The following is a 19,115-nucleotide window of genomic DNA, read 5'->3' as shown; positions in this document are numbered from 1 at the left end:
TAAAAAAACGTGATAAAACCCAATTATGACTGGCAATTATTGACCGGTTTTTCTGATGAACAATTTATCAAAATTGCTAAAAAAGAAGGAGTGGATCCGGTAGCGGCTAAGTTGCTGTATGAACGTGGCATCCATTCGGCGGAAGAATTGCATACTTTCTTACAACCAAGCTTAGAAGGCTTTCACGATCCCTATTTACTACATGATATGGACAAGGCGGTGGAGCGGATTCGCCGAGCAATCGAAGATTACGAACAAATTTTGATTTATGGAGATTATGACGCAGACGGTATGACCTCGGCATCTATTCTGAAAGAAACTCTGGAGGAAATGGGGGCAGAAGTCCAAGTTTATCTTCCTAACCGTTTCACAGATGGCTATGGGCCAAATCAATCAGTTTACAAGTATTTTATTGAGCAGCAGGGGATTTCTCTTATTGTGACGGTGGACAATGGCGTAGCGGGTCATGAAGCGATTGCCTATGCCCAGGAAATGGGTGTCGATGTTGTCGTGACAGACCACCATTCCATGCAGGAAACCCTTCCCAATGCCTATGCGATTGTACATCCAGAGCATCCAGAGGGAAATTATCCCTTCAAACATTTGGCGGGCTGCGGTGTGGCTTTCAAATTGGCCTGTGCCCTTCTTGAAACGGTTCATGCAGACTTGCTGGATTTGGTCGCAATTGGCACCATCGCTGATATGGTTAGCTTGACCGATGAGAATCGTGTCATGGTCAAATATGGTCTGTCCCTTCTCAAACAGACTGAGCGAGCAGGTTTGCAAGAGTTGATAAAGATAGCTGGTATTGACATAGACAGTATTGATGAAGAAACAGTTGGTTTCCAACTTGCTCCGAGGTTGAATGCCCTTGGTCGACTCGATGATCCTAATCCAGCCATCGAATTACTGACTGGTTTTGATGACGAAGAGGCCCATGAGATTGCTCTCATGATTGACAGTAAAAATGTAGAACGCAAAGACGTCGTCCAAGCAATTTACGATGAAGCAAAAACCATGCTCCGTCATGATAGACCTGTTCAAGTTCTGGCTAAAGAAGGTTGGAACCCAGGTGTTTTAGGGATTGTAGCAGGACGCCTACTAGAAGAATTGCACCAGCCTGTTATCGTCTTGTCTATTGAAGATGGTAAGGCAAAGGGTTCGGCTCGTTCTGTTGAAGCGGTTGACATTTTCAAGGCCCTTAAAGATCATCAGGACCTATTTATCGCCTTTGGTGGCCATGCTGGTGCAGCAGGTATGACCTTGGAAGTTGACAAACTCGAAGAGCTTGCTCTAACCTTGGCAGACTACATTATCGAAAATAAATTGGATTTATCCAGCAAGTCTTCGCTGGTCTTAGATGAAGAATTGGATTTAGAGGAATTAACCCTAGATACTCTAAAATCTTTCGAGAAGCTTGCGCCTTATGGCATGGATAATAAAAAGCCTGTATTCTACATCAGAGACTTTCAGGTGGAATCAGCAAGGACCATGGGGCAGAATAATGCCCATTTGAAACTACGCATTACTAAAGGTGCTGCTGGATTTGATGTCGTTGCTTTTGGTAAGGGCAATCTAGCCTTGGAATTTTCACAGGCCAAGGGCTTAGAACTAGCTGTCACCTTGTCTGTCAATCAATGGAATGGCAATACTAGTCTTCAGCTCATGTTGGTTGATGCTCGGGTCAACGGTGTTCAACTTTATAATATTCGTGGAAAACAACATCCTATTCCTGCAGGAGTCCCAATTTTGGACATTGAAAATCCAGTAGCAGATAACAAAGCAATTGTCTTGGCTAACTTGCCTGAGGACCTCAGTAGTCTGCGTAGCTATTTTCAGGAAAGAGAATTTGAAGCCATTTATTTTAAAAACGAAATTGCCAAACCGTACTATCTAGATGGTTATGGTAGCCGAGAACAATTCGCTAAATTGTATAAGACTATTTACCAATTTGATGAGTTTGATGTTCGCTACAAACTGAAAGATTTGGCTGTTTACTTAAAAATTAAGGACAGTCTATTGGTCAAAATGATTCAGATTTTCCAAGAATTAGAATTTGTTACCATTACGGATGGGGTCATGCGGGTCAACAAAGAGGCACAGAGACGGGAAATTTCAGAAAGTCAGATTTATCAAGACTTAAAACAAACCGTGATGGAGCAAGAGTTGATGGCGCTTGGTACTGTTCAGGAAATTTATGAATGGCTATGTGGTCGCGTTTGATGACAGTAGAAGCTCTGGTTGTTGTTGGAGTGATTGGAACGCTTCTCTACACTTATAGGTTTATCAGGCAAAAAAGCCTGTTGAAAAATCTTGAACAGATAACCGAAATAAAGCACGCACTGATTGAATTACGGCGAGTAGGATGGTCAGAAAGAGCCATCAAAAAGGTTTTCCTGAAACAACTGTTGCCTCTAAAACAAGAAGACATCCCAGCATTTGTTCAAAATTTCATAAAAGAAGCTACTATTTTTGCCTCAACTAGCTTTTATCAGTTGATAAAGGAAGAAATGAGGTTGGCTGGGAGCAGTCTTACTTTAATCAGCAAGGAAGCTTTTCCTATGGTGGACATAGCAGGGCAGCTTGTGTGGCGAATGTGAGGAGACGATTTGCTAAAGATATAGGTCTGAAATGTACCAAAAAACAATTTCATGGTATAATGAAGAGTAAAAATTATTTTTAAAAAGAGAGAGACAAATGAACTTAAAAGATTACATCGCAACAATTCCTAACTATCCAAAAGAAGGTATCGAATTCCGTGACATTAGCCCTTTGATGGCAGATGGAAATGCTTATAGCTATGCAGTACGTGAAATCGTTCAGTATGCGACAGATAAGCAAATCGATATGATTGTTGGGCCAGAGGCGCGTGGTTTCATCGTTGGATGTCCAGTTGCCTTTGAATTGGGAATCGGTTTTGCACCAGTTCGTAAGCCAGGTAAGTTACCACGTGAGGTTATCTCAGCTGACTATGAAAAAGAATATGGTGTAGATACATTGACGATGCATGCAGACGCAATCAAACCAGGACAACGTGTCTTGATTGTCGATGACTTGTTGGCAACTGGTGGTACTGTAAAAGCTACGATCGAAATGATTGAAAAGCTTGGCGGTATCGTTGCTGGCTGTGCCTTCTTGATTGAGCTAGATGATTTGAAAGGCCGCGAAGCAATCGGCGACTACGACTACAAGGTTTTGATGCACTATTAATCTAAGGTTATAGCCAAAACTTATAACTGGTCCTATTTTTATTCTAATTGAATTGTATAGCAACCTGTCTTATAATAAATATAAGAAAATTGGGAGGTTGCTTATGCCAATTAAAATTGAAAAATCATTACCAGCAGTTGAAATTTTGAGAAAAGAGAATATTTTTGTGATGGATAGTGACCGAGCCAGTCATCAGGACATTCGTCCTATCAAAATCCTTATTCTCAATCTCATGCCACAGAAGATAGTGACGGAGACTCAGTTGCTCCGTCTTTTGGCTAACACTCCTTTACAGCTAGAGGTTGAATTTCTCTACATGGCTAGTCACGAGTCCAAAAATACACACTCGGACCATTTGAAGCAGTTTTATAAGACTTTTGAGCAGGTCAGGGATAGCTATTTTGATGGGCTCATCGTGACAGGAGCACCAGTTGAAAACTTACCCTTTGAGGAAGTTGATTACTGGCAAGAACTTACTCAAGTTTTTGATTGGTCAAAAACACATGTTTATTCAACATTGCACATTTGTTGGGGTGCACAGGCTGGTTTGTATGCACGCTATGGTGTACCCAAACACAGTATGTCTCGAAAACTATCAGGCGTATATTGTCAAGAAGTGACTAATCCAACTAGCCCTCTTATGCGTGGGTTTGACGATGAATTTCGTTCACCACACTCCCGTTATACGGAAGTAAGAGAAGCAGATATTGCCCATCTGAGTGGGTTGACGATTTTATCACAAGGTCCAGAAGTTGGCCTATCCATTTTAGCCAGCAAGGATTTAAGAGAAATTTATAGTTTTGGACATTTAGAGTATGATAGGGATACCCTAGCTAAGGAATACCAACGTGATTGTATAGCTGGAAAAAATCCCCATTTACCGGAAAATTATTTCAAAGAAGATGACCCTACAAGCAAATCATCTCTCTCTTGGAATTTACCAGCAGCACAATTCTTTACCAACTGGGTGAATTATGCTGTCTATCAAGAAACTCCATACGACTGGCATATCTTTGAACAATCAGCCCAGTCAGCTAGTCTTTAAAGAGGAAGTATGAACTATTCACAGCAATTTCGTCAGGGACATTTGGTCCTGCCAGCAGCAATATTATTCCACTATCAAGAGCTTTTTCCGTCGGCAGATGATTTTTTGATTTGGCAGTTTTTCTTTTATCAAAATTCTTCAGCCATCGAATCATTAGCACCTAGTGAGATTGCTCAAGCTACTGGTAAAACAGTTGCCCAGGTCAATCAAGCTATTGAAAATCTCCAAGATGCTGGACTCTTAGAATTTAAGACAATCAGTATTGCTGGTGAAATTGAAATGATATTCGATGCGCTTCCTGCTTTTGAAAAATTGGATGCTCTGTTAACTCCAAAACAGGTAGTTGAGATTGTGCAACCAGAGAATGATTTGAAGACCTTGGTGGGTGATTTTGAACGTGAATTGGGTCGCTTTTTATCGCCGTTTGAAATCGAAGATTTGCAGAAGACTATTGAGGATGACAAAACTTCGATTGATTTGGTTCGTGCAGCCTTGAAAGAAGCTGTTTTTAACAACAAAACAAATTGGAAATACATCCAAGCTATTCTACGAAACTGGCGCCGTGAGGGAATTACTACAGTTGCGCAAGTAGAAGCGAAAAATGCAGAAAGAGAAATTCAGACTCCTAAGAATGTGACTGTTTCAAGTGACTTTCTTGATGCAATGTGGATGTGGAAAGATTGATATGGAAACAAAATTATCTAAAAGGCTGGAAACAGTCGCAAGTTTTGTCCCACAAGGGGTACGTCTAGTTGATGTAGGGAGTGACCATGCTTATCTCCCTCTTTTTTTGGTAGAGCAGGGGCGTATTGATTTTGCCATTGCAGGGGAAGTTGTTCAAGGTCCCTATCAGTCAGCGCTCCAGAATGTAGAGCAGGCGGGACAAACAGAAAAAATTCTAGTCCGTTTAGCAAATGGCTTAGGTGCGTTTGAGATGTCTGACCAGATGACTGCCGTGACCATAGCAGGTATGGGAGGGCGCTTGATTGCAGAAATCTTAGAAGCAGGAAAAGAAAAGCTTGCGACCATTGAACGGTTGATACTCCAGCCAAATAATCGTGAAGATGATGTGCGTCGATGGTTGGAAAAAAATGGTTTTAGATTGGTTGCTGAAAAGATTCTGGAAGAAAATGGCAAGTTATATGAAATCCTCGTTGCAGAATCAGGACAGATGAGATTATCAGAAGTTGAATATCGTTTTGGTCCCTATCTACTAGAGGAGGCTTCACCAGTTTTCGTCAAAAAGTGGAGAAGAGAACTTGAAAAATTAAGTTTTGCTTTGGAACAAGTTCCATCTGAACGCCAAGGCGACCGCTTTGCCATTTCCCAAAAGATCCAACAAATTCAGGAGGTACTCCATGTTAGCTAGTCAGGTTATTGAGCGTTATCAAGCCTTTTGCCCCTCTTCTTTGGCTATGGAAGGCGATGTCAAAGGGCTGCAAATTGGTACCCTTAATAAAGAGATTCAACGTATCATGGTGGCTCTGGATATTCGTGAGACAACAGTGGCAGAGGCGATTGATAAAAAGGTGGATTTGATTATCGTCAAGCACGCCCCGATTTTTCGTCCCATAAAGGATTTGGTGGCTGACAATCCGCAAACTAAAATGTATCTTGATTTGATTAAGCATAATATTGCAGTCTATGTCAGTCATACAGATATTGATGTGGTTGAGGGTGGTCTCAACGACTGGTTCTGTGAACTATTAGAAATTCAAGATACTACCTACTTGATTGAAACTGCCGAGGGGCAGGGGCTTGGTCGTGTGGGGACAATAGCAGAGCAGACCTTGGAAGAATTGGCATTGAAAGTCAAGTCTGTCTTTGGTCTAGATGCTGTCCGTCTAGTGACCTATGGGCATCAAGCCAAGCAATATGTCAGCCGTGTGGCGATTTGTGGTGGCAGTGGTGGTTCCTATTACCATGAGGCTCTTGCCAAGGGAGCAGATGTTTATATCACAGGCGATATTTACTACCATACGGGTCAGGATATGTTGACACAAGGCTTGCTGGCTATTGATCCAGGTCATCATATCGAAGCCTTGTTTATCAAGAAAATTGCTGAATTGTTGGAAACATGGAAGGCAAATGAAGGTTGGGATGTCGAAATTCTACCTTCAACTGTTTCAACCAATCCGTTTAGACATTTGTGATAAATTAATCAGTACCTAATTATGGAAAGACCAAGACGACATTTAATGTAGTTTTAGGTCTTTTATTTTTTAGATATTTTCTTATTTATTTAAGTGAAAAAGCTTGAATTTTATAATAAATTAGGGTATCTTAATTTATAGGATATGCAAGATTAAACAGGATAGGATGTTAGTTATGACTTGGTTTACTAATCAGTCTGTAGTTCTACAGGCTTTGCTAGGTGGTTTATTCACATGGTTTTGTACGATTATGGGATCTGCCGTTGTATTTTTCTTTAAGACAGTTAGCCGTCGTTTGCTAGACACCATGCTAGGCTTTGCAGCAGGTGTTATGATTGCGGCTTCTTTTTGGTCTTTATTAGCTCCATCGATTGAGTATGCTGAAAGTTCATACGGCAATTTGGCTTGGATACCAGCAGCAGTAGGTTTTGCAGCAGGTGGTATTTTTTTACGCTTGGTAGATGCCTGGGTTCCGCATTTACATTTGGGAAATGATAAAGATAAGGCAGAAGGTGGCGGTGAGAAGGAGAGAAAAAATCTATCAAAAACAGCCCTGCTCTTCTTAGCCATTACAATTCACAATATTCCTGAAGGCTTGGCGGTCGGTGTGACATTTGGTGCACTTGCTTCTAACTATAGTCCAGCAGCTCTTATCGGCGCAATCGGTCTTGCTATTGGGATCGGTATACAAAATATTCCTGAAGGTGCAGCCTTGGCTATCCCAATTCGTACAGACGGTGCATCTAGGTGGAAAGCTTTTTACTGGGGATCAATGTCAGCAATTGTCGAGCCGATTGCAGCAGTCATAGGGGCTTTTGCGGTCACCTTTATGACACCTATTTTACCTTATGCCCTCTCCTTTGCGGCAGGAGCAATGATTTTTGTCGTTGTAGAAGAGCTCATTCCAGAGTCGCAGACAAATGGCAATACGGATATTGCAACACTGGGCTTAATGGCTGGTTTTATCATCATGATGATTTTGGATGTTGCCCTGGGGTGAATTAAAGTATATTTGAGAAGAGTCTGGCTATCAGGCTTTTTTCTTATGACAGTATGATGAAAAATATGGTATAATGAACTGATATTAATTGATGGAAGGTACTCTTATATGAAAGGTATTATTCTGGCAGGTGGGTCTGGGACTCGTCTCTACCCATTGACACGCGCAGCTTCTAAACAGCTGATGCCGATTTATGACAAACCAATGATTTATTACCCATTGTCAACACTCATGTTGGCTGGGATTAAAGAAATCTTAATTATTTCTACTCCTCAGGATCTACCACGTTTCAAGGATATGCTTGGTGATGGTTCTGAGTTGGGAATTTCTCTCTCATATGCAGAACAACCAAGCCCAGATGGACTTGCACAAGCCTTCATTATCGGCGAAGAATTCATCGGTGACGACCATGTAGCCCTTATCTTGGGGGATAACATTTACCATGGAAATGGCTTGACCAAGATGTTGCAACGTGCTGCAAGCAAAGATAAAGGAGCAACTGTCTTCGGTTACCAAGTAAAAGACCCAGAACGCTTTGGTGTTGTTGAGTTTGACGCAGATATGAATGCTATCTCTATCGAAGAAAAACCAGAGAGTCCAAAATCAAATTTTGCGGTTACAGGTTTGTATTTCTATGACAATGATGTCGTTGAGATTGCGAAGAATATCAAACCATCTCCACGTGGTGAGCTGGAAATCACTGATGTAAACAAGGCTTACTTAGATCGAGGTGATTTATCAGTTGAATTGATGGGACGTGGTTTTGCATGGTTGGACACGGGGACACATGAAAGTCTCTTGGAAGCTGCACAATACATCGAAACAGTTCAACGTTTGCAAAACGTTCAAGTGGCAAACTTGGAAGAAATTGCCTACCGCATGGGCTACATTACAAAAGAACAAGTGTACGAATTGGCACAGCCACTCAAGAAAAACGAATACGGACAATACTTGCTCCGTTTGATTGGAGAAGCCTAATGACAGAAAACTTTTTCGGTAAAACACTAGCAGCTCGTCCTGTTGAAGCTATTCCCGGAATGTTAGAATTTGACATTCCTGTTCATGGTGACAACCGTGGCTGGTTCAAGGAGAACTTCCAAAAGGAAAAAATGTTGCCGCTCGGCTTCCCTGAAAGCTTCTTTGCAGAAGGAAAATTGCAAAATAATGTTTCCTTCTCTCGCAAAAACGTTCTTCGTGGTCTTCATGCAGAGCCTTGGGATAAATACATCTCTGTGGCGGACGGTGGTAAGGTCTTGGGAACTTGGGTCGATCTTCGTGAGGGTGAGACTTTTGGGAATACCTATCAAACTATTATAGATGCTTCAAAAGGTATCTTCGTTCCGCGCGGAGTAGCCAATGGTTTCCAAGTTCTGTCAGACTTTGTATCATACAGCTACTTGGTTAACGACTACTGGGCTTTGGAACTCAAGCCCAAGTATGCCTTTGTCAACTACGCAGACCCTAGTCTCGACATTAAATGGGAGAACCTAGAAGAAGCAGAAGTCTCAGAAGCAGATAAAAACCACCCACTCCTCAAAGACGTTAAGCCTTTAAGGAAAGAGGACCTCTAATGTTTCAAGCCTTTTTAGAAATAGCAGAGCAGTTAAACAAGCTTGGGATCACTCCCCTGCTGATGGGCTCTGTCGGCCTGGAAAGGCAGACAGGACGAGATTGGCAGGCAAGGGACCTTGATATTCATGTGCCTAGTGATCCACGGGGATGGGAAGCGCCAGATGAGGAGCGGATTTACCGTGCAGATGAGCTGATTGCCATGATGAATCAACTCGGCTATGTCCTGGTTGATCGTCACGAACATGAATTTCATAAAGATGGCTTATCTGTTGAATTCGGAGGCCTGCATTCACTGCCTGAATTTGCTGGTGTAGAGCTAGAAGATTTGGAAGAATTAGAAACAGCAGGTGTTCGCTATTACCTACCGACACTTGAACAATACCTAAAAATCTACCAAGCCTCTTCAAAAGATTCCTACCGAGCAGAAAATAACAATCAAAAAGACTTTGCCAAGATTGCTTACATGAAAGAAATCTTGAAGTAGTCTATCATTCAAAAAGGGCGAGCACAGCGAGCTAATAGCGATAGTTTCCGCCGTAGTGAAAATAGGAACCTGCATTCATAGTTCAGTACGTTCATCTAAGGCTATTTTTTCAGCTACTCATCGTTAGTTTTTTTCAGAATACAGTCAGTATTCCCTCAAAAAACTGCCTTGATTAGCGAAAAACTATCTCTTATATAAAAGTACTTCACTTGTGAATACAGGTTCCGAGATTACGTTTTACGTAATCTTGCAGGGAAATTTTGAAACCTTAGGTTCAAAATTTAGCCATGAAACCGAAGGTTTGCTGGCGTCCCCACTACCTAAGGAAACTATCAAAATAAGAAAAATTCGGAGAAAAAAATGTCTCAATTTAAAAATATTATCGTAACTGGTGGAGCTGGTTTCATCGGTTCAAACTTTGTACACTATGTTTATAACAATCATCCAGACGTTCACGTAACTGTTTTGGATAAACTTACTTATGCTGGTAACAAGGCTAACATCGAAGCCATCCTTGGTGACCGTGTTGAGCTAGTTGTTGGCGACATTGCAGATGCTGAATTGGTTGACAAATTGGCTGCTAAGGCAGATGCAATCGTTCACTATGCGGCAGAAAGCCACAACGACAACTCTCTCAACGATCCAAGCCCATTCATCCATACCAACTTTATCGGTACCTATACTCTTCTTGAAGCGGCTCGTAAATACGATATCCGTTTCCACCATGTATCGACTGACGAAGTATACGGTGACCTTCCTTTGCGTGAAGATTTGCCAGGTCATGGCGAAGGTCCAGGTGAGAAATTTACAGCAGAAACCAACTACAACCCATCATCACCATACTCATCAACCAAGGCTGCTTCAGACTTGATTGTCAAAGCATGGGTGCGTTCATTTGGTGTCAAAGCAACCATTTCCAACTGTTCAAACAACTACGGACCATACCAACACATCGAGAAATTCATCCCACGCCAAATCACCAACATCTTGGCAGGTATCAAGCCAAAACTTTACGGTGAGGGTAAAAACGTCCGTGACTGGATTCATACCAACGACCACTCGACTGGTGTTTGGGCAATCTTGACAAAAGGCCGTATGGGTGAAACTTACTTAATCGGTGCTGACGGTGAGAAGAACAACAAAGAAGTGCTTGAATTGATTCTTGAAAAAATGGGTCAACCAAAAGATGCTTACGACCACGTGACGGACCGTGCAGGACACGATTTGCGCTATGCTATTGACGCAAGCAAACTTCGTGACGAGCTTGGTTGGACACCACAATTCACAGACTTCTCTCAAGGTTTGGAAGAAACAATCCAGTGGTATACAGACAATCAAGACTGGTGGAAGGCTGAAAAAGAAGCAGTTGAAGCCAACTATGCTAAGACACAGGAAGTTATTAAATAAGACTATTAAAGGCTAGGGCTCTTGCCCAAGCCTTTCTTGAAATAAGGAGCAAATATGATTTTAATTACAGGTGCAAATGGTCAGTTGGGAACAGAATTGCGTTATCTCTTGGATGAGCGTGGTGTTGAGTACGTTGCCGCTGACGTAGCAGAAATGGACATCACGGATGCAGACAAGGTGGATGCCTTCTTTGCAGAAGTTAAGCCAAGCGTTGTTTACCACTGTGCAGCCTACACAGCTGTTGATATGGCAGAAGATGAAGGCAAAGAACTCAACTACAAGATTAATGTAACAGGCTCTGAAAATGTTGCCAAGGTAGCTGCTAAATACGGTGCAACCCTTGTCTATATCTCTACAGACTATGTCTTCAATGGTGATTTGCCAGTGGGTCAAGAGTGGCAAGTAGATGACCAACCAGATCCGCAATCTGAATACGGTCGTACCAAGCGCTTGGGTGAGGAAGCAGTTGAGAAGTTTGCAGACAAGTTCTACATTGTTCGTACGGCTTGGGTCTTTGGGAACTACGGTAAAAACTTTGTTTTCACTATGCAAAATCTTGCGGAAACCCGCGATACTTTGACGGTTGTCAATGACCAACACGGTCGCCCAACCTGGACACGCACACTTGCGGAATTCATGGTACACTTGGTGGACACCAAGCAAGCATTTGGCTACTATCATTTGTCAAACGATGCAGCAGAAGATACGACTTGGTTTGACTTTGCTACGGAAATCCTCAAGGATACCAATACCAAGGTATTGCCAGTGGATTCTAGCCAATTCCCAGCTAAGGCAAAACGTCCATTCAACTCAACCATGAGCTTGGACAAGGCAAAAGCCACAGGCTTTGTCATCCCAACTTGGCAAGAAGCTTTGGAAGCATTTTACAAACAAGAAAAGAAATAGTTTACAGGAGATGTGTATGAAAAAGAAAGCGATTGTTAAGTCGTTGTTGATGTCAGGAATTTTTCTGGCTTTACTAGGAGGTGCTACATTACCGTCCAGAGCTGTTCCAGTTGTAGCAGCAGAGACAAGTCAAAGTACGACCTATCATTTAACTGATGATGAAAAAGTTGCCGTACGTGAATATATTCAAGCTAAAATGACTATCGATATGCAAGAATATGGATTAGCGTTTCTTGAGGGAATGATGGAAGAAACGGCATCGGGTAGTGCTGAAGCTGCATGGGATGAAGAAATTGCAGACTTGAAGGCAAGCTTAACAGCAGAGTAAGCTGTTGTTTTAGATGAACTTAAAGCAAATTTAATTGGTAGCATAGCCCAACATTACCATTACTTATTTGAGACACTTACAGTCGCTGGAAAAAGCGGAAGAGAAGAAGCAGCGGCTATAGTTTCTAAGTACGAGGCTGAAGATGATGCAAGTACTCCTGAAGCAGAATTGGCTGCATTGAAATACGCTAGAGAAGTTATCGTTGAACTACTGAATAAAGAGTCGGCAGCGATTGATAATTATATTGCTTATGCAGAAGCAACCGGACAAGAATTAGCTGGATTGTTGGAAAGTGGAAACTCTAATTTAGAAACTATTACATCTGCCACTATAGGATATGGTCAAGCTCTTGCAACTGCTTCGCAACCAAAATTTCCGTATGACTTTTCAGAAATGGACCGACAGATTGCAGAACTAACTGCTAGTCTACAATCAAAAGTCGAGGATAAAAGTACAGCTAAGACTGAAAATACCGGGGTACAAACAAGTCAAAGCGCTACAAATGGCTCAAATGATTTGCAGACCGTTCCAGGTCAAGGGGGCGGTCAGATTTCTGATTTAGCTACAGGCAAAGGCAATATTTCCGAAGCAGGTCAGAAAAAGGTTATCCCAAATGATAATGCTAAGGTATTGCCAAAAACTTCAGGGAAATCTAGTCTTCCATTAACTGTACTAGGACTCATAACAATTTTTGCTGGTTGGTTATTGACAAAGAAGCAAGAAGAAAAATAGAAGATTAGTGTAATTGCATCTATTTTGAGAAATATAGTTGTTTTTACATGTGAAATACATAAAGGAGATATTTGTGAAAAAAAGAACGTTGTTATTTCTTTCTTTGTGTGCATCCGCGTTGAATGCTCAGCTTGTTCAAGCGGATGTGGTAAATGCCCCATCTAGTCAAGTTTCTTCATCTCAGGTTGCTGAAACTGGCGGGCAGTTATCTGTCGTTGATGAGGCTGGACAGATTAAAGCTATTCTGTCGAACATTCAAGGGGAAATTATTGGTGTTACAGCCCAGTTTCGCTCTGAAACAAATAGCGGCATTACTGTCGCATTCTCAATGGATGAGCAAGGTAGATACGTAGCGGTTTTGGATCGGTCTGCATTTGCGGAGGAAGACCAAGTCTTTTCGCTGAAGTTAACGGCACAATTAACAGATGGAAGTTTTCAGACCTTATCAGATTATAGTTTCGAATGGAAGAAGGATGTCGTAAGCGCGGCTGAGAAGCCTACTGCTTTGAATAATAGCAATACAATCTCGTCTAAAATTGAGGAGGAAGCAACTTCGACTACTACAAGCTCAACGGTTAATTCTAGTTTGACAGCAGGTACAACAAGTAGTACTTCGAATTCGCTGACCAGAAGTTCTTCCAATACGATTGCAGGAAGTTCGAATGGCTCTACAAGTGTTCCAAGTGCTCGAGTCAGTACAGCTTCCAGTTCGGTCAATGTTACACAACCTACTGGCACCATCACAATTGAAAATCGTAATGATGCCCAAGGTACCTTTGATGTTCGTGTTACTAATGTTTCATCGCCGAAAGATATAGCAAGTGTTATTTTACCTACTTGGTCCCAGACGGATGATTTACGTTGGTATGAAGCCACTCGTCAGTCAGATGGCAGTTATAAGTTAACTGTCAATAAGAAGGACCATAAGTACCGCACAGGCACCTACACGGTTCATTTATATTATAAGGATTCAAATGGTGGTTTGACAGGTGCAGGTGGTACAACGACTCATTTATCAGAAGCGAAGCCAACAGGCACCATCACAATTGAAAATCGTAACGATGCCCAAGGTACCTTCGATGTTCGTGTTACTAATGTTTCATCGCCGAAAGATATATCAAGTGTTATTTTACCTACTTGGTCCCAGACGGATGATTTACGTTGGTATGAAGCAAAGCGTCAGTCAGATGGCAGTTATAAGTTAACTGTTAATAAGAAGGACCATAAGTACCGTACAGGTACCTACACGGTTCATCTATATTATAAGGATTCAAATGGTGGTTTGACAGGTGCAGGTGGTACAACGACTCATTTATCAGAAGCGAAGCCAACAGGCACCATCACAATTGAAAATCGTAACGATTCCCAAGGTACCTTCGATGTTCGTGTTACTAATGTTTCATCACCGAAAGATATAGCGAGTGTTATCTTACCCACTTGGTCCCAGACGGACGATTTACGTTGGTATGAAGCCACTCGTCAGTCAGATGGCAGTTATAAGTTAACTGTCAATAAGAAGGACCATAAGTACCGCACAGGTACCTACACGGTTCATTTATATTATAAGGATTCAAATGGTGGTTTGACAGGTGCTGGTGGTACAACGACTCATTTATCAGAAGCGAAGCCAACAGGTACCATCACAATTGAAAATCGTAACGATGCCCAAGGTACCTTTGATGTTCGTGTTACTAATGTTTCATCGCCGAAAGATATCTCAAGTGTTATCTTACCCACTTGGTCCCAGACGGATGATTTACGTTGGTATGAAGCCACTCGTCAATCAGATGGCAGTTATAAGTTAACTGTCAATAAGAAGGACCATAAGTACCGCACAGGTACCTACACGGTTCATTTATATTATAAGGATTCAAATGGTGGTTTGACAGGTGCAGGTGGTACAACGACTCATTTATCAGAAGCGAAGCCAACAGGTACCATCACAATTGAAAATCGTAACGATGCCCAAGGTACCTTCGATGTTCGTGTTACTAATGTTTCATCACCGAAAGATATAGCAAGTGTTATCTTACCTACTTGGTCCCAGACGGATGATTTACGTTGGTATGAAGCCACTCGTCAATCAGATGGCAGTTATAAGTTAACTGTCAATAAGAAGGACCATAAGTACCGCACAGGTACTTATACAGTTCATCTATATTATAAGGACTCAAATGGTGGTTTGACAGGTGCAGGTGGAACAACAACTCATTTATCAGAAGCGAAGCCAACAGGCACCATCACAATTGAAAATCGTAACGATGCCCAAGGTACCTTTGATGTTCGTGTTACTAATGTTTCGTCACCGAAAGATATATCAAGTGTTCTCTTACCTACCTGGTCCCAGTCAGACGATATACGTTGGTATGAAGCCACTCGTCAATCAGATGGCAGTTATAAGTTAACTGTCGATAAGAAGGACCATAAATACCGTATAGGTACTTATAGCGTTCACTTATATTATAAGGACTCAAGTGGTGGTCTAACAGGTGCAGGTGGTACAACGACTCACTTATCAAATCCGTCGGCACAGCGATCCTACACAGTCTATATTGACCCAGGGCACGGAGGGCGAGACTCGGGCGCTTCTTACGGTGGCGTACATGAAAAAAATCTTGCATTGTCTGTTTCAAATAAGTTGCGTGAAAATCTCTTGAAATATGGAATCAATGTTTTGATGACCCGTACAGGTGATTATGATGTAGACTTCAAAACAGAGCGTTCACGAATGACGAATGCAAGTAACGCAGATTTATTTATTAGTATTCATTTTAATGCGACGGGAGCAGGAGTTTCGAATGCGACTGGTATCGAAACATACTGGTATCAATATAATCCAGAATACCAACCTAAAATTAATAAAGAAATGCATAATAACCCTACTCGTTTAGCTGAAAGTGAGATTTTAGCTAACAAGGTTCAGGAGAGTTTAATTAAGGAAACAGGTGCAGTTAACCGTGGCGTAAGAAGAGAAACTTTTGCAGTCCTTCGTGAGACAGCAATTCCTGCTATTCTAGTAGAGCTAGGATTTATGGATAATCCTTCGGAGTTGCAAGTTATCAAACAAGATTCTTACCACACTCGCCTTGCGAAAGCATTGGCACAAGGCGTAATGAATTGGTACGGTGCTGTTGAGGGAAAGTAGAAATTGCAGGTACAGGTATTGAAACAGGAAAACTTTCTAATGATCAAAAAAGTTTCATAGCTAATCTAGTACCTGCAATTGAGCAAAGTTCAAAAGCTAATTCTATCCTTTCGAGCGTCATGTTATCTCAAGCCATCCTCGAAAGTGCATGGGGAACGTCATACTTGGCGACTCATGGGAATAATCTTTTTGGCATCAAAGCGGATGCTGCATGGACGGGCGATACAATTGAAATCATTACTAATGAATACCGTGATGGTGAGAAGAAGCAAGAAAAGCACTTGTTTAGAAAATATAATTCATGGAATGAAAGTGTAGCAGACTATGCTAAGTTCTTTACCTCTACTCCGTGGAGAATAAAAAATTACCAGAGTTTCAGAGAGGCAACTGATTATCAACAAGCAATTCTTGCGTTAAGACAATCAGGATATGCTACTGATCCGAAATATGGTGAAAAATTACGATCAATTATCGAGAATTACAAGCTTTATCTTTTAGATAATTAAGTTTTTTGGATGATTGATGATAAAATAGCCTTGCTCAAGAACGAGCAAGGCTATTTTTATCACTCATATAAATCTGTTAAAGGTTGTTTGTCAATGGCACTATTGTATTCTAGTTGTAAGTATGTTTGGTAAAGTGGTAGGGTTGATAGATCTTCAATTTGTTGGCCATTATTATCGATATTTCCCCAGCTAGTAATGATAGGTGCTTCGATTTGCATATCACTCAAAAATTGTTGGTAAGGTGATCGAGGAAGGGCATAGTCGGATTCGGATAAAATATCCATCAAATATGGAACGAGATAGTTTGGGCTGATTGTTGTAGATTCGCGCTCCCTAATATCAAAATTCGACCAAATCACTAAAGGGGTAGAATATTTAGTAGCAGGATTATTTTCATCCATAAATTGTGCGTAAAATTCTTGAGTCAAACTAGGTTGGTGATCGCCGTACATGACGATGACCGTTGGCTCTTTGTAAGTGCTAAAGAAAGTAATTAAATCTGCAAATGCTTCATCTGTTCTTTTCATGCTGGTCAAAAATTCTGTTTCAGCTAAGTATTCAGATGTTGAACCATTAATACTGACTTCGCGAGGATAAATTTCTTCCGTACTTGGATAGCCTCCATGTCCTTGCATGGTAACAACAAAGCTAAATAGAGGCTGGTCTCCTTTTTGGGTATAAAGTTCTTTTATTCCGTTGAACAAGAATTGATCAGATGGCCAGCCACGATCGATTGTTAGTGGTGCTAAGCTACTAATAGCAGGTTCCGAATCTAAAAAATAAGATTTATTAAACCCTAGTAGAGGATACACTGCATTGCGGTTGTAATTATTTCCAGATTGAGGATGTAGAGCTACGGTGTCGTAATTTTTATTTTTTAGATAAGTTGCGAAACTTGGACGTTCTTGTGTGATAATCTGCTGATATGGGAATAAATTAGAGGATAATAAACTGATTGGGTTACTTGTCAGCACTTCATACTCGGTATTTGCAGTACCACCGCCGAAAACAGAGACGTTTAGGGTGCCATGAATAGTATTGTCTGTTAATGCATGTTGGTTTGATAGCGGATCAGGCTCCATATTTAAGCCCTGTAAGTTTGAAAAATCACTCTGTGATTCATTCTGTATAAAGATAATATTAGGTCTGATTGTTTGTTTTTCTGTTTCAGGAGGGTACTTCTCAAGAACTTCATTAAGTTTTGGGAGTGAATATCCCTCAGGCTTAGTTATTTTACTATCTTCATAGAAAGAGGCGAGTGAGAGTGGTAGCCCAAATTGACCATAGGTGACGTACATTCTCCAGTAGTTTAACGATATATTTGCATTAGAGACGACAGTTTTATTAATCATTGGAACGATTGTTATTAAAGTTATATAGCCCAGTAAAATTCTGCTGAAACGTTTCGGCCATTTGAAATCATAACTAGAATAGAACGTTCTAGAAGGTAGAAGTTTTGGTAAATATAATTTGGGGATAAAGAAAAAGAAGGTCAATAAGATATAAGAAAATACCATGCTTTGTAGCATTCGATTGTTGATATTAATTGCTACGCTAGAAGCTACATTTAATCCGTCTGTAATTTGAAAAAGATTATAAAATAATAGAGGGGCACCACGGCTGTCAATCAAAAGTTGGTTACTTATACCAATAAATACTGAAGCGGATAGAATTAATAGGCTGGCAAATCGTAGGTTAGTTGTAAAGACCAGTATTAGGTAGAGGACTCCGATAATGATTAGATTGTTCCAAAGACTGTTTGGGGAAAGAGTAGAGAATTGTGAGTAGCTATTTTCAATAATAAATAATGAAAAAATGGGAACTAGAAGATAAATCACTGATAGGCTAATCGTTTTGAAGGCTTTAGAGATATGACCTCGGAGTTGTTTGTATCCTAAAAGACCAAAAAATATCAGGAAAGTTAGTGCAACTAATAGCTGTTGAGTTTCCATTTTATTAAAGTTCGAATTAAATAGCACTAATTCATTGCGATATAAACGTGGAAATGTAAAAGTAGTGAATATATATTGAACGATTAATAATATTGTTAAGATACGGATATCTCTTCTTTTGATTCTCCATGTTGCTCCATTTAAGATAAAGCATGTTAGACCTAAAGCAAGGACTATTAAGTGGAGGTACCAAAATTGATTATCTTTAGTTATCCGTAAAGTATAGGGAAGCTCAATAAAGGCTAAATTTTTATATTTATCTCCAGTTGATGTGTCAATGGATTCAACCAATTGTCCACCGACTTTAATTTTTACAATAGTCGGATTTTCACTAACAAAGTATTCAAATGATAAGGTTCTTACAGAAGAGGAAGATTTAATTACGAGTGAATTTTCTTCACCTAGAGAAGAAAAATTAGGAATTAAATCAGCATCATTGATTCCCCATTGGTTTTCTATAATTTCTGATGAGTGAATATAACGTCCATTTATTTGGATGCTGTCGATTACTTGGTTTGGTTGTTCTGCGATTATTTCTATAGTTCCATCATTTTTTGTAGAACCTAATTCGTTTTGAATGAGATGTGCATAGAGAAAAAAACTTCCAATCAATCCGATGGAGATCAGTATGTGAATAAGCTGTTTGATTAATTTCATATTTATTAACAATTCTAA

At 40.7% G+C, this 19,115-nt stretch carries 16 protein-coding genes and 1 pseudogene; 16 read left to right on the top strand and 1 reads right to left on the bottom strand.

All coding sequences use genetic code 11. The features are described 5' to 3' along the window. The first annotated feature begins 9 nt into the window (after window positions 1–9). The 16 genes and pseudogenes from recJ (at window position 10) to ODU50_RS03475 (ending at window position 16,488) form a co-directional block, all read left to right on the top strand. Complete coding sequence (gene recJ, locus ODU50_RS03550) at window positions 10–2,223, top strand: single-stranded-DNA-specific exonuclease RecJ (protein ID WP_398581318.1); 2,214 nt, start codon at window positions 10–12, stop codon at window positions 2,221–2,223. Then, window positions 2,202–2,600, top strand: a complete 399-nt coding sequence (locus ODU50_RS03545) for a hypothetical protein (RefSeq protein WP_105153552.1) — start codon at window positions 2,202–2,204, stop codon at window positions 2,598–2,600. Before recJ ends, ODU50_RS03545 begins: the two co-directional genes overlap by 22 nt. 97 nt (window positions 2,601–2,697) lie before the next feature. Continuing rightward, window positions 2,698–3,210, top strand: a complete 513-nt coding sequence (locus ODU50_RS03540) for an adenine phosphoribosyltransferase (RefSeq protein WP_002937136.1) — start codon at window positions 2,698–2,700, stop codon at window positions 3,208–3,210. Window positions 3,211–3,313: 103 nt separating this feature from the next. Continuing rightward, window positions 3,314–4,255, top strand: a complete 942-nt coding sequence (gene metA / locus ODU50_RS03535) for a homoserine O-succinyltransferase (RefSeq protein ID WP_105153553.1) — start codon at window positions 3,314–3,316, stop codon at window positions 4,253–4,255. Between the two features lie 9 nt (window positions 4,256–4,264). After that, complete coding sequence (locus ODU50_RS03530; protein ID WP_105153554.1) at window positions 4,265–4,939, top strand: DnaD domain-containing protein; 675 nt, start codon at window positions 4,265–4,267, stop codon at window positions 4,937–4,939. Window position 4,940: 1 nt separating this feature from the next. Then, a complete protein-coding gene (locus tag ODU50_RS03525; RefSeq protein ID WP_105153555.1) occupies window positions 4,941–5,624 on the top strand; it encodes a tRNA (adenine(22)-N(1))-methyltransferase TrmK in 684 nt (227 codons plus the stop codon). Further along, window positions 5,614–6,408 carry a Nif3-like dinuclear metal center hexameric protein gene (locus tag ODU50_RS03520; RefSeq protein WP_105153556.1) on the top strand — a complete coding sequence of 265 codons (795 nt, stop codon included), beginning with the start codon at window positions 5,614–5,616 and terminating at the stop codon, window positions 6,406–6,408. The genes ODU50_RS03525 and ODU50_RS03520 overlap by 11 nt, the downstream gene beginning before the upstream one ends. Window positions 6,409–6,583: 175 nt before the next feature. Continuing rightward, a complete protein-coding gene (locus ODU50_RS03515) occupies window positions 6,584–7,408 on the top strand; it encodes a ZIP family metal transporter (protein WP_105121790.1) in 825 nt (274 codons plus the stop codon). 108 nt (window positions 7,409–7,516) lie between these two features. Then, window positions 7,517–8,386: a glucose-1-phosphate thymidylyltransferase RfbA gene (rfbA, locus tag ODU50_RS03510; protein ID WP_044762008.1), complete on the top strand. Its 870-nt coding sequence runs from the start codon at window positions 7,517–7,519 to the stop codon at window positions 8,384–8,386. Then, window positions 8,386–8,979 carry a dTDP-4-dehydrorhamnose 3,5-epimerase family protein gene (locus tag ODU50_RS03505; protein ID WP_105121789.1) on the top strand — a complete coding sequence of 198 codons (594 nt, stop codon included), beginning with the start codon at window positions 8,386–8,388 and terminating at the stop codon, window positions 8,977–8,979. Before rfbA ends, ODU50_RS03505 begins: the two co-directional genes overlap by 1 nt. Continuing rightward, window positions 8,979–9,464, top strand: coding sequence for a phosphoribosylanthranilate isomerase (locus tag ODU50_RS03500; protein ID WP_105153557.1), 486 nt, complete (start codon window positions 8,979–8,981; stop codon window positions 9,462–9,464). Before ODU50_RS03505 ends, ODU50_RS03500 begins: the two co-directional genes overlap by 1 nt. A 360-nt stretch (window positions 9,465–9,824) precedes the next feature. Continuing rightward, a complete protein-coding gene (gene rfbB / locus ODU50_RS03495) occupies window positions 9,825–10,871 on the top strand; it encodes a dTDP-glucose 4,6-dehydratase (protein WP_024385627.1) in 1,047 nt (348 codons plus the stop codon). Between the two features lie 54 nt (window positions 10,872–10,925). Beyond that, a complete protein-coding gene (rfbD, locus tag ODU50_RS03490) occupies window positions 10,926–11,777 on the top strand; it encodes a dTDP-4-dehydrorhamnose reductase (RefSeq protein ID WP_105121787.1) in 852 nt (283 codons plus the stop codon). A gap of 16 nt (window positions 11,778–11,793) precedes the next feature. After that, a pseudogene (locus ODU50_RS03485) lies at window positions 11,794–12,837 on the top strand (LPXTG cell wall anchor domain-containing protein). Window positions 12,838–12,910: 73 nt separating this feature from the next. Further along, window positions 12,911–15,982: a GBS Bsp-like repeat-containing protein gene (locus ODU50_RS03480; protein WP_398581317.1), complete on the top strand. Its 3,072-nt coding sequence runs from the start codon at window positions 12,911–12,913 to the stop codon at window positions 15,980–15,982. A 2-nt stretch (window positions 15,983–15,984) separates the two neighbouring features. Continuing rightward, window positions 15,985–16,488: a glucosaminidase domain-containing protein gene (locus ODU50_RS03475; RefSeq protein WP_313770362.1), complete on the top strand. Its 504-nt coding sequence runs from the start codon at window positions 15,985–15,987 to the stop codon at window positions 16,486–16,488. Between the two features lie 59 nt (window positions 16,489–16,547). Here the strand turns inward: ODU50_RS03475 and ODU50_RS03470 are convergent, their stop codons facing one another. After that, window positions 16,548–19,097 (bottom strand): LTA synthase family protein, encoded by a 2,550-nt coding sequence (locus ODU50_RS03470; RefSeq protein WP_161940728.1) that lies wholly within the window; start codon window positions 19,095–19,097, stop codon window positions 16,548–16,550. Window positions 19,098–19,115: the final 18 nt, after the last annotated feature.

This window comes from Streptococcus sp. 2020WUSS084 (assembly GCF_044427445.1).
GTDB classification, from domain to species: Bacteria; Bacillota; Bacilli; order Lactobacillales; family Streptococcaceae; genus Streptococcus; species Streptococcus suis.
This window is presented reverse-complemented; position numbering and strand designations above follow the sequence as displayed.